Raw genomic sequence first — 14,255 nt, 5'->3', positions numbered from 1 at the left:
GGTGATCGGGCGGGGCGCCCGGGGCGGGCGCGGGGGCGGGTGATCGGGAGGGGCGGCAACGGTTCGAGGCGGATCCGGGCTCCAGCCGTCCGGGCGAAGCCGGACTCGGACGCCAGGGGCATCACCTCCTACGCGGCGGACGGCTCGGCCGCCGCCGACCAGCCGACTCCGCGCCCGTCGGGCCTGGGGCCGCGCCCGGTCGGCGGCGACGTGCGCCCGGTCCGTCGGTCCAGTGCGCCACAGTGGTGGGCGACAACGGACGTGACGGGCCGTCGGCGGCCCGGAGGGCGGTGGGTGATGAGCGGCGGACCGACGGGACTGTCCGAGGAGCGGCTCGGCCGGATGCACCGGGTGCTGACCGGCCACGTCGAGGGCGGCGGGGTGCCCGGTCTGGTGGCCGCCGTCGCCCGGGACGGCGACGAACACGTGGAGGTCCTGGGCCACCACGACCTCGCCGGCACCACCCCGATGCGCCGGGACACCCTCTTCCGGATCGCCTCGATGAGCAAACCGGTCACCGCGGTGGCCGCCCTCACCCTCGTCGAGGAGTGCGTGCTGCGGCTCGACGACCCGGTCGACGACCTGCTGCCCGAGCTGGCCGACCGCCGGGTGCTGCGCCGCCCGGACGGCGAGCTCGACGACACCGAGCCCGCCGCGCGGCCGATCACCCTGCGCGACCTGCTCACCTTCCGGCTCGGCCACGGCCTCGCCATGCTCCCGCCCACCGCCCCGATCGTCGGGGCCCTGGCCGAGCGCGGGGTCAACGTCCGGGCGCCCCGGGCCGACCAGCCGGAGCCGGACGAGTTCCTGCGCAGGCTCGGAGAGTTGCCCCTGCTCCACCAGCCCGGCGCCGGCTGGCTCTACCACACCGGCTCGGCCGTCCTCGGCGTCCTGCTCGCCCGGGCCTGCGGGCGACCGCTCGGCGAGGTGCTGCGCGAGCGCGTCCTCGACCCGCTCGGCATGCGGGACACCGGCTTCGTCGTCCCGGCCGACCAGCTCCACCGGCTGCCCGTCGAATACCTGTACGACCCCGCCGGCGGGCGGCTCGTCCCCTACGACGGCGCCACCGGCGACAGCGCCTGGGCCCGCCCCGCGGCGTTCCCGGACGGCGGCGCCGACCTGGTCTCCACCCTGGACGACTACCTGGCCTTCGCCCGGATGCTGCTCGGCGGCGGCAGCCACCGCGGCGTGCGGGTGCTCTCCCGGCCGACCGTCGAGCTGATGACCACCGACCAGCTCACCCCCGCCCAACTGGCCGCCTCCGGACCGCTGCTCGGCCGGGAGGACCTCACCGGCTGGGGCTTCGGCGTCTCCGTCACCACCGCCCGGACCGGCCTCGCCGCCCCCGGCCGCTACGGCTGGGACGGCGGCCTCGGCACGGTCTGGTTCAACGACCCGGCCGAGCGGCTGACCGGGGTGCTGCTCACCCAGCGGATGTTCGAGTCCGCCACGCCGCCGGCGATCGCGCGCGACTTCGAGACGGCGGCGTACCAGGCCCTGGCGGGGTGACGGGCGGGGCGTCCCCGCGGCCCGGGTGACGGGTGGTCGCCGGGAGCGGGCGGGGGCGTGGCCCGGGGGCGGGCGGGGCGGGCGCCGGGCCGGGCGGGGCGGGCGCCGGGCCGGGCGGGCTCAGGTGCTGAGCGCGGCCTCGTCGGCGTCCGGCAGCCAGTCCCGGGCCGGGTCGTACTCCAGCCACCTGCTGCGCCCGGCCTCGGCGGCGAACGCCCGGAGCAGCGGCTCCAGCAGGGCGTCGGGGCCGGCGCCGCCGCCGTCCTCGCGCCAGAGCAGCGACCACGCGTAGAGCGGCGTCGGGCCGGCCAGCGGCACCGTCCGCACCCCCGGCCGGCCCGGGCCGGGGTGCGCCTCCGGCAGCGGGCAGTCGGCCGGGACGAGCGAGAAGCAGCCGGGGTCGGTGCGGATCCGCTCGACGAAGTGCTCCGGGCCCAGGTTGGTCGAACCGATCCGCCCGGCGATGCCGAAGCGGTCGGCGAAACGGGTCAGGAAGTCCAGCCGGTCCACCGCGGCCGGGAAGCGCAGCACGCCGTCGCGCAGGTCCGCCGGGCTCAGCACCTCCCGGTCGGCCAGCGGGTGGTCGGTGCTCAGCAGGGCGTCCACCGGCTCCAACCGGACCAGTCGGTGCGTCAACCCGGCGTCGCCGCCGTCCGGCAGGGCGTGCACCCGGCCGAACCCGGCGTCCGACTCCCCGCGCAGCACCGCCGCCGCGACCGACGGCAGGTCCCGTCCCGGCACCGGCTCCACCTCCAGCCCCGGCACCCCGCCCAGCGCCTGCGCGACCGTCCGCATCGGCGCGAACAGGTGCCCCCACACGTCGATCCGCAGCGGCCGCCGGGCACCCCCCACCGCCGCCACCGCGCGCTCGCCCTGCTCCAGCACCCGCCGGGCCGGTCCGAGGAACCGCCGCCCCGCTTCCGTCAGCGCCACCCCGCGGGCGTCCCGCTCCAGCAGCCGGACCCCGAGCACCCCCTCCAGCCGGGCCACCCGCTTCGAGAGCGCCTGCTGGGTGATGCCCGACCGCCCGGCCGCCCGGCCGAAGTGCAACTCCTCCGCGGCCGTCACGAACGCCCGCACCTGCGCGAGATCGAGATCCATGACCGGCCAGCCTATGCCGCGCGGACCCCCGCCGGGCGGGCGCGGCCGGAGCCCGCCCCCGGGCCCGTCCCCGACGCCCGTGCGGGCCCGCCGGGCCCGGCAGCACAACCGGCGGTTGTCGCCGCCGCCCCCTCGTTGTTGGACCGGCCCCCGGCGGGCGCGGTGAGCTGGGGCCGTTCCCGGGCCGCCAGGGCCCGGGCGGCCGTGGAGGGAAGAGCGCGATGAGGGCACTGCTGGGCACCGGGCGGCGGGACGTACCGGTCGGCTTCGCCGAGGTGGACCAGCCGAAGCCGGGGCCGGGGGAGGCCCTGGTGAAGGTCGAGGCGTTCTCGGTGAACCGCGGCGAGACCTTCCAGCTGGAGGCCCCCCGGCCCGGTTGGCGGCCCGGGAAGGACGTCGCCGGGCTGGTCGTCCAGGCGGCCGCCGACGGATCGGGCCCGGCCGTCTGCCGGCGGGTGGTCGGCCACCCGCCGGCCGGGGGCTGGGCCGAGTACGTGGCCGTCCCGACCTCCTCGCTCGCCGAACTGCCCGACACCCTGGACACCGTCCGTGCCGCCGCACTGCCGCTCGCGGGTCTCACCGCGCTGCGCCTGCTCCGCACCGCGGGCCCGCTGGCCGGCCGCCGGGTGCTGCTGACCGGCGCCTCCGGCGGTGTCGGCCACTACGTCACCGAGCTGGCCGCCGCCGCGGGCGCCGAACTGACCGCGGTCACCGCGTCCCCGGAGCGCGGCCGCCGGCTGGCCGAGCTGGGCGCGGCCGAGGTGGTGCACGAGGTCGCGGCGGCGCGCGGCCCGTACGACCTGGTGCTGGAGTCCACCGGCGGGGCCGCCCTGCCGGTGGCGCTCGCCCGGCTGGCCCGGCGCGGCACGCTGATCTGGTTCGGCCAGGCCTCCAGGACGCCCGCCACGCTCGACTTCTTCGACTTCTTCGCCGGCCCGGAGTCCGCCACCCTGCGGCACTTCCACTACGCCGACTCCGACGCCCCCGACGGCGAGGACCTCGCCACCCTGGTGCGCCTGGCGGCGGGCGGCCGGCTGACCCCGGAGCTCGGCCGGGTCGCGCCCTGGGAGGAGACCGCCGCCGTCCTCACCGACCTGCGCGAGCGCCGGATCCGCGGCAAGGCCGTGCTGACCGTCGGCTGAGCCCGGCGCGGCCGCCGGGCGTTCCGCCCCTTCACCCGGCCGTCGACCCCTGCCCTTCCACCCCGCCCGTCCCACGCCGCCGGAAGCGAGCCCGCGATGACCGTCACGCCCGACACCGCCGATGCCACCGACACCCCTGATGCCGCTGACACCCCCGACCTCTCTTTCCTGGACGCCCCCGGCCTGACGGCCGCCTTCGTCGAGGAGACCCGCCCGCGCGCCCACGGCGCCGGCCTCGACCCGTACGAGTACGCCCGGGTGACCGCCGCCCTGACCTCCCTGCACGACTGGCCCGCGGCCTGCCGCGCCGCCGGCCGGCGGCACGCCGAGGCCGCCGGCCGGGCCGAGGCCGAGGGCCGGAGCGTCACCGCCGGCACCGGCTACCGGGCGGCCGCCCGCTGGTTCCACTTCGCCTGCCTGCTGCCGCACCCCGACCGGGCCGCCGCCGCCCGCGCCGCCACCGAGGCCGACGAGGCGATGCGGCGGGCGCTGGCCCTCCTCGAACCGGACGCGCGACGCGTCGAGGGCGAGGGCTTCGCGGGCTGGCTGCGCCGCCCCCGGGCGGCTGTCGCGGGCGGCCTCCCGGTGGTGCTGGTGGTGCCGGGGACGGACTCCGGCAAGGAGGAGTTCCACGCCGTCGCCGAGGCCCTGCTGGCCCGTGGCCTCGCCGTCCTCGCGATCGACGGCCCGGGGCAGGGGGTCCTCGCCGCCGTCAGCACCCAGGAGCCGGACTACCACCGGATCGTCGCCCGCGCCCTGGACGCCCTCGACGCGGACGCGGGCCTGGACCTGGACCTGGACCGGGTCGCCGTGATCGGTCTCAGCCTGGGCGGCCACCACGCCGCGAAGGCCGCCGCCCACGAGCCCCGGGTCCGGGCCGCCGCCCTGGTCAGCGGCCCGTACCGGCTGGACTGGGACGGCCTCGTCCCGTTCGTCACCGCGACCCTCGCCCAGCGCTGCGGCGGCCTCGACGCCGCGCGCGCCTTCGCCCGCCGGATCGACCTGACCGCGCTCGCCCCGACGATCACCACCCCGCTGCTGGTCGTCGAGGGCGGCCAGGACGGCATCCCCGGCGTCACCCCCGCGACGGCCCTCGCCGAGCACGCCCCCGACGCCGAACTGCTGCTCGTCCCGCACGGCAACCACCTGCTCGGCACCGCCCTCGCCGACTGGCTCCCGGCCACCGCCGACTGGCTCGCCACCCGCCTCGCCGCCGACGGGACGCCCGGCGCCCGCGGCTGACGACCCGCGGCCGACGAGCGCGAGGGGACGCCGTCGGCCGCGCGGCGCCCGGCCCGGACGAGGAAGCCGCGCGGCGATGCACCGCTTATGCCGAAGTCACGGGAGAACGGGCCGAGTCGCGTCGGCTCCGCACGCTATCCGGCCCGTTGTGGTGCCGATTCCCCTGTCATCAAAAGGGAGGTGGGGAAAGGTTCGTTCCGCTATCGTCGTCGACGAGGCCCGTCAGCGCGCCTCATTCCTCCCGCCGGGCACACCATTCGAACCCATTTCCTCGCAGCTGCGGAGCAGTTCATGAAGATGGAAGCGCGCAAGATGGCGCTTGACAAGGCCTACAAGCGACGCGGCCGTTACGACATCCCTGACTGGCAGCGGGACGAGGTCTGGCCACTGGCCCGCAAGCAGCTCCTCATCGATTCGATCCTGAACGGGTGGAAGCTCCCCAAGTTCTACTTCGCCAAGACGTCGAACGACCCGGACGAATTCGACGTGGTCGACGGCCAGCAGCGGCTGGCGGCCATCTGGGAGTTCTTCGAGGGCACGCTGCGGCTCTCCGAGGAGTCGGCGGCGGAGTTCGGCGGTGCGACCTATCACGAGCTCCCGGACGTCGTCACCGACCGGTTCGACGATTTCGAGATCGAGTACGACGAGATCACGGAAGCCAGCGACGACGACATCCAGGAGTTCTTCCAGCGGCTCCAGGGCGGCATGATCCTGACCGCCGCCGAGAAGCTGAACGCCGTCAACAGCGGGATGACGAAGTTCGCCCGCAAGCTCGCCAAGCACCCCTTCTTCACCGAGAAGGTCGCCATTCGTGACACCCGGAAGGCGTACTTCGACATCGCCTCCAAGGTGGTCGCCGTCGAGATCGAGGGGCTCGAGGCACGTCTGCGGTACGACGACCTGAAGCGGCTCGCCGAGTCCCAGGCGAGTTTCTCCGAGAATTCCAATGTCGCGCTCCGCATCGTCGCCACGCTCGACTACCTGAACCGCGCCTTTCCCGGTCAGAGTTCGGTCCTGCGGAACAGGAGCACCATCCAGTCGTTCATCACCCTGACGACGCGGCTGGTGGCCGCCGGCCGGGCGGACGGGATGGAGGTCGGCCTCTGCAAGTTCTTCGAGGGATTCGGAGCCGACCTCTCCCGGCAGAACGAACTGGGGACGAGGGCGACCGACCGCTCGTTCCTCGAGTTCCAGCGCACCCTCTCGGCGAACGTCAAGTCGGGGCCCGGGGACCGCCACGCGATCCTGCTCCGCAAATTGATGCTCTCGAACTCCTCCTGGGTGGAGGCGCTCGGGCCGGAGAACATCGCGGCCAGCGGGATCTCCGTGGAGATCGAGCGGCTGGGGCGGCGGGTGCAGGACCTCGTGGCGGCACGGAACGACGAGTACGCCGCCAAGAACGGATCCGACCTCTTCAAGATCACCAACAAGACCTCCGCCGGGCTGGCGCGCTGCCGCGACGTGGTGACGGACTTCAAGAGCTACTCGAACTTCATCGGGGACCTCCACTTCCTCTTCCGGGAGGGCCCCGGCCAGCGCCTCGCCGGGAACGTCCCGCCGTCCTTCGAGGACGTCAACCTGCTGCGCACGGGCCTCCAGCACGACGTGGACCACGGCAAGGCGGGCGCGGTGGCGGGCAAGCGCATCAAGATCGGCCAGACCTTCGCCAAGTACTCCGGCGGGGAGACCGCACCGTCCACGCTGGACCCGACGCACTTCCCGATGGTGCAGGCGGCGCTGCTGAGGGAGATCGCGGCGGATCTCGCCGGGCTGGCGGTCTGACGTCGGCCCCGCGGTGGCGGCCCGGGGCAACGGGCCGCCACCGCGTGGCCGTGACCTCCGTCACGTCCGCGCATCCCCGCCGGGCGGGTCGTGGGCGGGCATGCGGAAGGCCCCGGAGAGTGGACTCTCCGGGGCCTTCCTTCTGTGGCCAGGGCCGGGGTCGAACCGGCGACCTTCCGCTTTTCAGGCGGACGCTCGTACCAACTGAGCTACCTGGCCGTACTGCACCGTCTCTTGCGAGACGAGCGATCCCGACGGGACTTGAACCCGCGACCTCCACCTTGACAGGGTGGCGAGCTAACCAACTGCTCCACGGGACCTAGAAGTGGTTTCCCACTCAGGTCTTGCGTCACTGCACTTTACTACGGTACTGCGTGCCCCCAACGGGATTCGAACCCGTGCTACCGCCTTGAAAGGGCGGCGTCCTGGGCCACTAGACGATGAGGGCTTGCGGCCTGTCCCGCTGTTTCCAGCGCTCGGGGACGTCGAGAAGCATATGGGATGCCGGGCGGATCGCCAAAACGGGTTTCGGCCGGTCGGGTCGGGGGCGGTCCGGGGCGCGGGGCGCGGCCGGTCCGGGGCGGGCGGGGAGCCGGTCAGGACCAGCCGAGCTCGTCGAGTTCGTGGTCGTCGAAGCCGAAGTGGTGGGCGACCTCGTGGATCACCGTGGTGCGCACCTCCTCGACGACCTGCTCGTGGGTCTCGCAGTGCCGGAGGGTGGGGCCGCGGTAGATGATGATCCGGTCGGGCAGGACGCCGGCGTACCACTCGCCGCGCTCGGTGAGCGGAGTGCCCTCGTAGAGGCCGAGGAGCTCCGGGTCGGAGGCGTCCGGTTCGTCCTCGACGAAGACGGCGACGTTGTCCATCATGGCCGCGAGCTGCGGGGGAATCTGGTCGAGGGCGTCGCTGACCAGCGTCTCGAACTCTTCCCGGGTCATCTCCACCGGATCATTGTCGGGTCTGGGGTGACGGTGTGCCAGGTGGCGTGAGCCGGTGTTTGATGGGCCCATGGCGACCTCGGACGGCACGGTGGACGGCCCGGCGCGAGCCAGGCCGCGGGGCGGCGCGGCGGAGCGCGGGCGGCCTCCGGTGCTGCGCGGGCAGGGGCCCGCGGTGGCGGTGGTCGCGGCGGGCGGGGCGATCGGGGCCCTGGCGCGGTACGCGGCCGGGCTGCTCCGGCCCGACGGCCCGACGGCGTTCCCGTGGACGACGCTGCTGGTCAACGTGGTCGGTTGCGCGGTGATCGGGGTCTTCCTGGTGACCGTGACCGAGGGGCGTCCGGTGCACCCGCTGCTGCGGCCGTTCTTCGGCACCGGGGTGCTGGGCGGGTTCACGACCTTCTCGACCTACGCGGTGGACGTCCGGCGGCTGCTGGAGGCGGGGCGGCTCGGACTCGGCCTGACGTACCTGGGGCTGACCCTGGTGGCCGCGCTCGGCGCGGTGTGGGCGGCGGCCGGCGTGACGCGCCGTCTGATCCGCCGAGGGGGCGCGCGGTGAGCGGGCTGAGCGGGCCGGCGCTGCGGCTGACCGTGCTGGTGGGTGAGAACGACCACTGGCACCACCGGCCGCTGTACAGCGAGATCGTGCACCGCGCGCGGGCCGCCGGGCTGGCCGGGGCGAGCGTGTTCCGGGGGATCGAGGGCTTCGGGGCGTCGTCGCTGGTGCACACGGCGCGGCTGCTGTCGCTGAGCGAGGACCTGCCGGTGGCGGTGGTGATCGTGGACGAGGAGGAGCGGGTGCGGGCGTTCCTGCCGCAGCTGGACGGGCTGGTCGCGGAGGGGCTGGTAGTGCTCGACCGCTGCGAGGTGGTGCGCTACGTGGGGCGGGAGGGGGCGGCGGGGTGAACTGGCTGCTGGTGGTGGCGGGCGCGGTGGTCGGCGCGCCGCTGCGGTACCTGACGGACCGCGTGGTCCAGGCCCGGCACGACTCGGTGTTCCCGTGGGGGACGTTCACGGTGAACGCGGTCGGCTGCCTGGTGCTGGGCCTGGTGACCGGGGCGGTGGCGGCGGGGGCGGCGTCCTCGCAGGTCCAGCTGCTGCTGGGGACGGGGCTGTGCGGGGCGCTGACGACCTACTCGACGTTCTCGTACGAGACGTTGCGGCTGGTGGAGACCGGCTCCGGGCGGTACGCGCTGGCGAACGCGGCGGGGAGCCTGGCGGTGGGCCTGGCCGCGGTGTACGCGGGGGCGGGGCTGGCCTCGGCGCTCTGGGGCTGATCCGGCCGGGCCCGGGAGGCCCGCCGTTGCGGGGCCGTGCGGGCCCCGGCGCTCCGGAGGCCCTGCAGGCCGCCCCGGCGCGCCTCCGGCCCCGTCCCGGTCCCCGCGGGGCCCCGCTGGCCCCACGCGCCCCGCAGGGCCCGCCCGGGGGCTTCCTGGCGTGCCGCCCGTGTCCCGCCGGGGCGGGTGCGCGTTGGGCACCGGAAGCGGCCGCGCGGCAGTGGGCGGCCCGGGCGGGGCGGTGGAGAGTGAGCGCGGTGGCTTCGGTGCGGGCGGTTCGGGCGGCGGTGCGTGCGGGGACGGCGCGGGTGGCTCCGGCGCGGGGCGCGACCCCGCTGCGGGAGCTGGCGGCGGGGCGGGCGGTGCCGGGCGCGGTGGTCCGGCGGTCGAGCGGGGTGCGGGCCGCGGCGGTGCTGGCGGTGGCCGGGCTGGGGCTGACGGGTTGCATGTCGGTGGGCCCGGGCGGGGCGACGGAGGAGAAGCACGGTGTGGCGCCGGTCGGTCAGGCCGGTCCGGCCGGGAGGCCGGGGGCGACGGGCGGGCCGTCGGCCTCGCCCGGCGCCGGGCACCCGGGGGGCGTGTCGGGGCGCCCGGAGCGCCCGGGGAGCTCGCCGGGAGAGAGTGCGCCGAGCGGGGCCACGGCCGCCGTGGCGGGCGAGGTGGCGCCGGGCGTGACCGGCGCGGCCGCCGGCGTGGTCCCGGTCCCGGCGGCGCCCGCCATGGACACCGCGCCGGGTGCGACCGGCGTGAACGGTGCGGCGGGCGGCGTGAGCGCCAGCCCCGCGCCCCGTACGGGCGGTTCGACGGCCGGCCCCGGCGGGGCGGCCGGCAGCGGCACCACCGCTGGCCCGGGCGGCTCCGGCGGGACGGGCGGCACCGGTGACGGGCACGGTGGCGGGGGTGCGGCGGGCACGCCGTCGGCGACGCCGAGCAGCCACCCGTCGACGTCCCCCGAGCCCGAGCACAGCGCACCCGCCACCACCGCCCCACCGGCCACGGAGCCCTCTGCGGGTAACTCCGGTTCCTCGGCCCCGAGCCCGCGCGCGGGTGGGCATTAGCGAGCTGGCCAGGGCATTTGCCTCTGATCCCGAGGTTCCTCTATGGTGGTAGATCGTTCGTTTGATCCATTTGACTGGCGCCCTATTTCCATCTGGCGCCCTTGGCGCGTTCCGGCGATCCGTGGCTGACCGCATAGAGGCGGTTGTGAAACAGAACCCCGGACTTTGGCGCGTGCCACTTCCGGAAGGTTTTGCATGTCTCTCGTTGACGACGCCCGCTTCGCCATGCCCGCAAGCGAGTCCGCCGCCGATGTCACCGACACCAACGACACCACCACCGAGGTCGTCGACCTCGCCGACGTCGAGCTGATCGACGCCGGGATCGCCGACGCCGACTCGGACGCCACCGACGCGGACGACACCGCCGAGGCCGCCGAGCCCACCATCACCTTCGGCGACCTGGGCCTGCACGACGACGTCGTGCGCGCCCTCGCCAAGCGCGGCGTCACCACCCCCTTCCCGATCCAGGCCGCGACCATCCCGGACGCCCTGGCCGGCAAGGACGTGCTGGGCCGCGGCCGCACCGGCTCCGGCAAGACCCTCAGCTTCGGCCTGCCGCTGCTGACCCGCCTCGCCGACGGCGAGCGCACCCGCGCCAAGCACCCGCGCGGCCTGATCCTGGTCCCGACCCGCGAGCTGGCCATGCAGGTCGCCGACGCCCTGGAGCCCTTCGGCTCGGTGCTCGGCCTGCGTCTCAAGGTCGTCTGCGGCGGTACCTCGATGTCGAACCAGATCTACGCGCTGGAGCGCGGCGTCGACATCCTGGTCGCCACCCCGGGCCGCCTGCGCGACCTGCTGAACCGCGGCTCGGCCAAGCTGGACGACGTCCAGACCGTCGTGCTCGACGAGGCCGACCAGATGGCCGACATGGGCTTCCTGCCCGAGGTCACCGAGATCCTCGACCAGGTGCCGGCCGGCGGCCAGCGCCTGCTGTTCTCCGCCACCCTGGAGAACGAGATCGACACCCTGGTGAAGCGCTACCTGAAGAACCCGGTCACCCACGAGGTCGACCCGTCGGCCGGCGCCGTCACCACCATGACCCACCACATCCTCGTGGTGAAGCCCAAGGACAAGGCGCCGATCACCAACGCGATCGCCGCCCGCAAGGGCCGCACGATCATCTTCGTCCGCACCCAGATGGGCGCCGACCGCGTCGCCGAGCAGCTCATCGAGGCCGGCGTGAAGGCCGACGCGCTGCACGGCGGCATGACCCAGGGCGCCCGCACCCGCGTCCTCGGCGACTTCAAGGACGGCTACGTCAACGTCGTCGTCGCCACCGACGTCGCCGCCCGCGGCATCCACGTCGACGGCATCGACCTGGTCCTCAACGTGGACCCGGCCGGCGACCACAAGGACTACCTGCACCGCTCCGGCCGCACCGCCCGCGCCGGCCGCTCCGGCGCCGTCGTCACCCTGGTGCTGCCGCACCAGCGCCGCGGCGTCTTCCGCCTGATGGAGGACGCGGGCGTCGACGCCAGCCGCCACATCCTGGACCACGCCTTCGACGCCGAGGTCGCCAAGATCACCGGCGCCCGCTCGCTCACCGAGGTCCAGGCCGAGAGCGCCGCCAACATCGCCGGTGCCGCCGAGCGTGAGCTCGCCGACATGACCCGCCAGCTGGAGCGCGCGCAGCGCCGCGCCACCGAGCTGCGCGAGGAGGCCGACCGCCTGGCCGCCCGCGCCGCCCGCGAGCGCGCCGACCTGGGCATCGTGGACGAGGCCCCGGCCGCCGAGGCCGGCGACGACGCCGCCGCGGAGGCCCCGGCCGCCGAGGCGACCGCCGCGGCCGCCGCGCCGCAGGCCGAGGACCGCACCCCGTCGTACCGCGAGGCGCGCACCGAGCGTCCGGCCTTCGGCCGCGACCGCGACCGTGACCGTGACGACCGTCGTTCGGGCGGCTTCGGCGGCCGCGACCGCGACGACCGCCGCTCGGGCGGCTTCGACCGCGACCGTGACGACCGTCGCTCCGGCGGCTTCAACCGTGACCGTGACGACCGTCGTTCGGGCGGCTTCGGCGGCCGCGACCGCGACGACCGCCGCTCCGGTGGCTTCGACCGCGACCGCGCCGGCTTCGGCGGCCGTGACCGTGACGACCGCGGCGCCCGTTCGGGCGGCTTCGACCGTGACCGTGACGACCGCCGCTCCGGTGGCTTCAACCGTGACCGTGACGACCGTGGCGGCCGCTCCTTCGGCGACCGTCCGGCCCGCTCCGGCGGCTTCGACCGTGACCGCGGTGGCTTCAACCGTGACCGTGACGACCGTGGCGGCCGCTCCTTCGGCGACCGTCCGGCCCGCTCCTTCGGCGACCGTCCGGCCTTCGGCCGTGACCGCGACGAGCGCGGCGCCAGCAGCCGTCCGTTCGCCCGCCGGGACGACCACCGCTCCGGTGGCCGCCCGCAGGCCTCCGGCGGCTTCGGCGGCCGGGACCGTGACGACCGCGGCGCCCGTTCGGGTGGCTTCGACCGCGACCGCGGCGGCTTCAACCGCGACGACCGCAAGCCGCGCTGGAAGAACTGACGCCGTACGGCCGGTGGTCCGCCACCGGTGACGGCCGCGGCTGAGGCCGGCCGGGCCGGGCGCAGGACGCCCGTGCCGGCCGGCCCCGGCCGGGAGGAACGCACGAAGGGCCCGCTCCATGCACTGGAGCGGGCCCTTCGCGTTCCCCCGGCCCCCCGGACACCCCCCGGTGCCCCCGACACCTCCCTCGTGCCCCCGGAGGTGTTGTTCTGCGAGTGAGAATAACCTGTGGCGCGGAGTGGCGGAAGTCCCGTAGCGTCGCGGCCATGAGCAGCAGACTGCACGACGTGGCACGGAGGAACGAGGAGATCGCCGAGCGGGGGAGCTACCGGGCGTCCGGGGGCGAACCCGTGTCGGTGGGGGAGCAGTTGGCGGCGGCCCGGGCCGGGACGGTGTCGTACCCGCCGGAGGGGCTGGCCGCGCTGCTGCGCGCCGGCGATCCGGGGCCGGGGCCGCGCGGGGCGGTGGAGGTCACCGCCGAGGGCAGCATCGAGGCCGCCCGGCGCCTGGTCGAGGGCGGGGCCGGCCCGGTCGGGGTCCTCAACTTCGCCTCCGCGCGCAACCCCGGCGGCGGCTACCTGCGCGGCGCCCGCGCCCAGGAGGAGGACCTGTGCCGCAGCGCGCTGCTGTACACCTGCCTGCTGGAGGCGCCCGACTACTACGAGGCGCACCGGGCCTCGACCGACCTGCGGTACAGCCACCGGGTGATCGTCTCGCCCGCGGTCCCGGTGATCAGGGACGGGCGCGGCGAGCTGCTGGCCCGGCCCTACCCGGTCACCTTCCTGACCTCGCCCGCGCCCAACGCCGGCCAGCTGGAGCGGCGTTCGGCCGGCGTGGACGTCCGCGGCGTGCTCGCCGAGCGGGCCGTCCGGGTGCTCGCGGCGGCGGCCCGGCACGAGGTCCGCACGCTGGTGCTCGGGGCCTGGGGCTGCGGGGTGTTCCGCAACGACCCGGCGCAGGTCGCCGAGGCCTTCGAGGGCGCGCTGGCCCGGTACGGGGCGGCCTTCGAGCGGGTGGTGTTCGCGGTCTGGGACCGCTCACCGGTCTCGGCGAACCGGGCCGCCTTCGCGGAGCGGTTCGGCGCGGCGGTGCGATGACGCCCGCCGCGCGCCGCCCCCCCCGGTCTGTGACCCCCGCGGGCCCGCGCCGCCCGGGGGCCGGGCCCTAGCGGCGGCGGGCGGAGAGCGCCGTGGCGGCCGTCGAGGCCGCCGCGACCACGGCGGTGACGGCGAGGACGGACGGCCAGGCGCCGATCTTCTTCGCCAGCGGGTGGGAGCCGCCGAAGGCCGCCACGTACAGGCCGGTCAGCGCCGCCGCGGTGGCCGGGCCCGAACTGCGGCGCCACTGCGCGGCCGCCCCGGCACCGGCGGCCGCCAGCACCGCGCCGCCCAGCTCGCGCCGGCCGCTCCAGCGGGCGACGCCGTAGCCGCCGACCAGGCCGCTCGCCGCGGTCAGCGCGGCGGGCGCGGCGGAGACGAGCACGTTCGGGACCTTCGCCATGGGGGACTCCACTCGTAGGGGCTGTTCCGACTTCCTGTTCCGCCTCCCGACCCTAACCCGGCCGTATCCCGCCCCTCGCCCGGCCGTTCCGCGCTCCCGTCCCGTCCCGTCCCGTCCCGTCCGGTCCTGCCCTGCCCCGTTTCGGGCCCCGGCCGGAGTGGGTCCGGGCCCGGGGAGCGGGGCCCGCCG

Annotated in this window: 13 protein-coding genes and 3 tRNA genes; 9 read left to right on the top strand and 7 right to left on the bottom strand. The window is 75.9% G+C overall.

Going from position 1 to position 14,255, the window contains the following annotated elements; genetic code table 11:
• The first annotated feature begins 297 nt into the window (after positions 1-297).
• A complete protein-coding gene (locus tag ACIA8Q_RS31330; RefSeq protein WP_396318099.1) occupies positions 298-1,509 on the top strand; it encodes a serine hydrolase domain-containing protein in 1,212 nt (403 codons plus the stop codon).
• Between the two features lie 120 nt (positions 1,510-1,629).
• Here ACIA8Q_RS31330 and ACIA8Q_RS31325 read toward each other — a convergent pair whose 3' ends face one another.
• Complete coding sequence (locus ACIA8Q_RS31325; RefSeq protein WP_396318098.1) at positions 1,630-2,610, bottom strand: LysR family transcriptional regulator; 981 nt, start codon at positions 2,608-2,610, stop codon at positions 1,630-1,632.
• A gap of 221 nt (positions 2,611-2,831) precedes the next feature.
• Between ACIA8Q_RS31325 and ACIA8Q_RS31320 the strand changes: the two genes are divergently transcribed.
• From ACIA8Q_RS31320 to ACIA8Q_RS31310, 3 genes are all read left to right on the top strand, one after another.
• Positions 2,832-3,752: a zinc-binding dehydrogenase gene (locus ACIA8Q_RS31320; protein ID WP_360213126.1), complete on the top strand. Its 921-nt coding sequence runs from the start codon at positions 2,832-2,834 to the stop codon at positions 3,750-3,752.
• 96 nt (positions 3,753-3,848) lie between these two features.
• Positions 3,849-4,994, top strand: coding sequence for an alpha/beta hydrolase family protein (locus ACIA8Q_RS31315; RefSeq protein ID WP_396318097.1), 1,146 nt, complete (start codon positions 3,849-3,851; stop codon positions 4,992-4,994).
• Between the two features lie 291 nt (positions 4,995-5,285).
• A complete protein-coding gene (locus tag ACIA8Q_RS31310; RefSeq protein WP_396318096.1) occupies positions 5,286-6,776 on the top strand; it encodes a DUF262 domain-containing protein in 1,491 nt (496 codons plus the stop codon).
• 145 nt (positions 6,777-6,921) lie between these two features.
• Here ACIA8Q_RS31310 and ACIA8Q_RS31305 read toward each other — a convergent pair.
• From ACIA8Q_RS31305 to ACIA8Q_RS31290, 4 genes are all read right to left on the bottom strand, one after another.
• A tRNA-Phe gene (locus ACIA8Q_RS31305) sits at positions 6,922-6,995 on the bottom strand.
• A 27-nt stretch (positions 6,996-7,022) separates the two neighbouring features.
• Positions 7,023-7,096 (bottom strand) — tRNA-Asp (locus ACIA8Q_RS31300).
• A gap of 55 nt (positions 7,097-7,151) precedes the next feature.
• A tRNA-Glu gene (locus ACIA8Q_RS31295) sits at positions 7,152-7,224 on the bottom strand.
• A 148-nt stretch (positions 7,225-7,372) separates the two neighbouring features.
• Entirely contained in the window at positions 7,373-7,714 is a 342-nt protein-coding gene (locus ACIA8Q_RS31290) for a metallopeptidase family protein (protein WP_360220448.1), read from the bottom strand.
• Positions 7,715-7,784: 70 nt separating this feature from the next.
• Here ACIA8Q_RS31290 and crcB (ACIA8Q_RS31285) point away from each other — a divergent pair, with 70 nt between their 5' ends.
• Genes crcB (ACIA8Q_RS31285) through crcB (ACIA8Q_RS31275) form a run of 3 tightly spaced genes read left to right on the top strand, consistent with a single transcriptional unit; the run spans position 7,785 to position 8,991 of the window.
• On the top strand, positions 7,785-8,273 hold the full coding sequence (gene crcB, locus ACIA8Q_RS31285; RefSeq protein ID WP_387907496.1) for a fluoride efflux transporter CrcB: 489 nt from the start codon (positions 7,785-7,787) through the stop codon (positions 8,271-8,273).
• On the top strand, positions 8,270-8,620 hold the full coding sequence (locus ACIA8Q_RS31280) for a DUF190 domain-containing protein (protein ID WP_360220454.1): 351 nt from the start codon (positions 8,270-8,272) through the stop codon (positions 8,618-8,620). Before crcB (ACIA8Q_RS31285) ends, ACIA8Q_RS31280 begins: the two co-directional genes overlap by 4 nt.
• Positions 8,617-8,991, top strand: coding sequence for a fluoride efflux transporter CrcB (gene crcB / locus ACIA8Q_RS31275; RefSeq protein ID WP_387907498.1), 375 nt, complete (start codon positions 8,617-8,619; stop codon positions 8,989-8,991). Before ACIA8Q_RS31280 ends, crcB (ACIA8Q_RS31275) begins: the two co-directional genes overlap by 4 nt.
• A 502-nt stretch (positions 8,992-9,493) precedes the next feature.
• Here the strand turns inward: crcB (ACIA8Q_RS31275) and ACIA8Q_RS31270 are convergent.
• Positions 9,494-9,988 (bottom strand): hypothetical protein, encoded by a 495-nt coding sequence (locus ACIA8Q_RS31270; protein WP_387907500.1) that lies wholly within the window; start codon positions 9,986-9,988, stop codon positions 9,494-9,496.
• Between the two features lie 256 nt (positions 9,989-10,244).
• On the opposite strand from ACIA8Q_RS31270, the gene ACIA8Q_RS31265 reads away from it, so the two are divergent.
• A complete protein-coding gene (locus tag ACIA8Q_RS31265; RefSeq protein ID WP_360220460.1) occupies positions 10,245-12,566 on the top strand; it encodes a DEAD/DEAH box helicase in 2,322 nt (773 codons plus the stop codon).
• A gap of 266 nt (positions 12,567-12,832) precedes the next feature.
• The gene (locus ACIA8Q_RS31260) at positions 12,833-13,663 is read left to right on the top strand and encodes a TIGR02452 family protein (protein ID WP_363365640.1); all 831 of its coding nucleotides are present in this window, start codon (positions 12,833-12,835) and stop codon (positions 13,661-13,663) included.
• Positions 13,664-13,730: 67 nt separating this feature from the next.
• On the opposite strand, the gene ACIA8Q_RS31255 is transcribed toward ACIA8Q_RS31260, so the two are convergent.
• The gene (locus ACIA8Q_RS31255; protein WP_363365641.1) at positions 13,731-14,066 is read right to left on the bottom strand and encodes a hypothetical protein; all 336 of its coding nucleotides are present in this window, start codon (positions 14,064-14,066) and stop codon (positions 13,731-13,733) included.
• Positions 14,067-14,255: the final 189 nt, after the last annotated feature.

This window comes from Kitasatospora sp. NPDC051705 (assembly GCF_044453265.1).
GTDB lineage: Bacteria > Actinomycetota > Actinomycetes > Streptomycetales > Streptomycetaceae > Kitasatospora.
Note: the sequence above shows the minus strand (reverse complement) of the source record. Positions and strands in the feature narration are given on the sequence as shown.

Bases quoted from the DNA above. Each gene is read 5' to 3' on its own strand.
- ACIA8Q_RS31330 (WP_396318099.1), top strand. From the start codon at position 298: ATGAGCGGCGGACCGACGGGACTGTCCGAGGAGCGGCTCGGCCGGATG.
- ACIA8Q_RS31325 (WP_396318098.1), bottom strand. From the start codon at position 2,610: ATGGATCTCGATCTCGCGCAGGTGCGGGCGTTCGTGACGGCCGCGGAG.
- ACIA8Q_RS31320 (WP_360213126.1), top strand. From the start codon at position 2,832: ATGAGGGCACTGCTGGGCACCGGGCGGCGGGACGTACCGGTCGGCTTC.
- ACIA8Q_RS31315 (WP_396318097.1), top strand. From the start codon at position 3,849: ATGACCGTCACGCCCGACACCGCCGATGCCACCGACACCCCTGATGCC.
- ACIA8Q_RS31310 (WP_396318096.1), top strand. From the start codon at position 5,286: ATGAAGATGGAAGCGCGCAAGATGGCGCTTGACAAGGCCTACAAGCGA.
- ACIA8Q_RS31290 (WP_360220448.1), bottom strand. From the start codon at position 7,714: ATGACCCGGGAAGAGTTCGAGACGCTGGTCAGCGACGCCCTCGACCAG.
- crcB (WP_387907496.1), top strand. From the start codon at position 7,785: ATGGCGACCTCGGACGGCACGGTGGACGGCCCGGCGCGAGCCAGGCCG.
- ACIA8Q_RS31265 (WP_360220460.1), top strand. From the start codon at position 10,245: ATGTCTCTCGTTGACGACGCCCGCTTCGCCATGCCCGCAAGCGAGTCC.
- ACIA8Q_RS31260 (WP_363365640.1), top strand. From the start codon at position 12,833: ATGAGCAGCAGACTGCACGACGTGGCACGGAGGAACGAGGAGATCGCC.
- ACIA8Q_RS31255 (WP_363365641.1), bottom strand. From the start codon at position 14,066: ATGGCGAAGGTCCCGAACGTGCTCGTCTCCGCCGCGCCCGCCGCGCTG.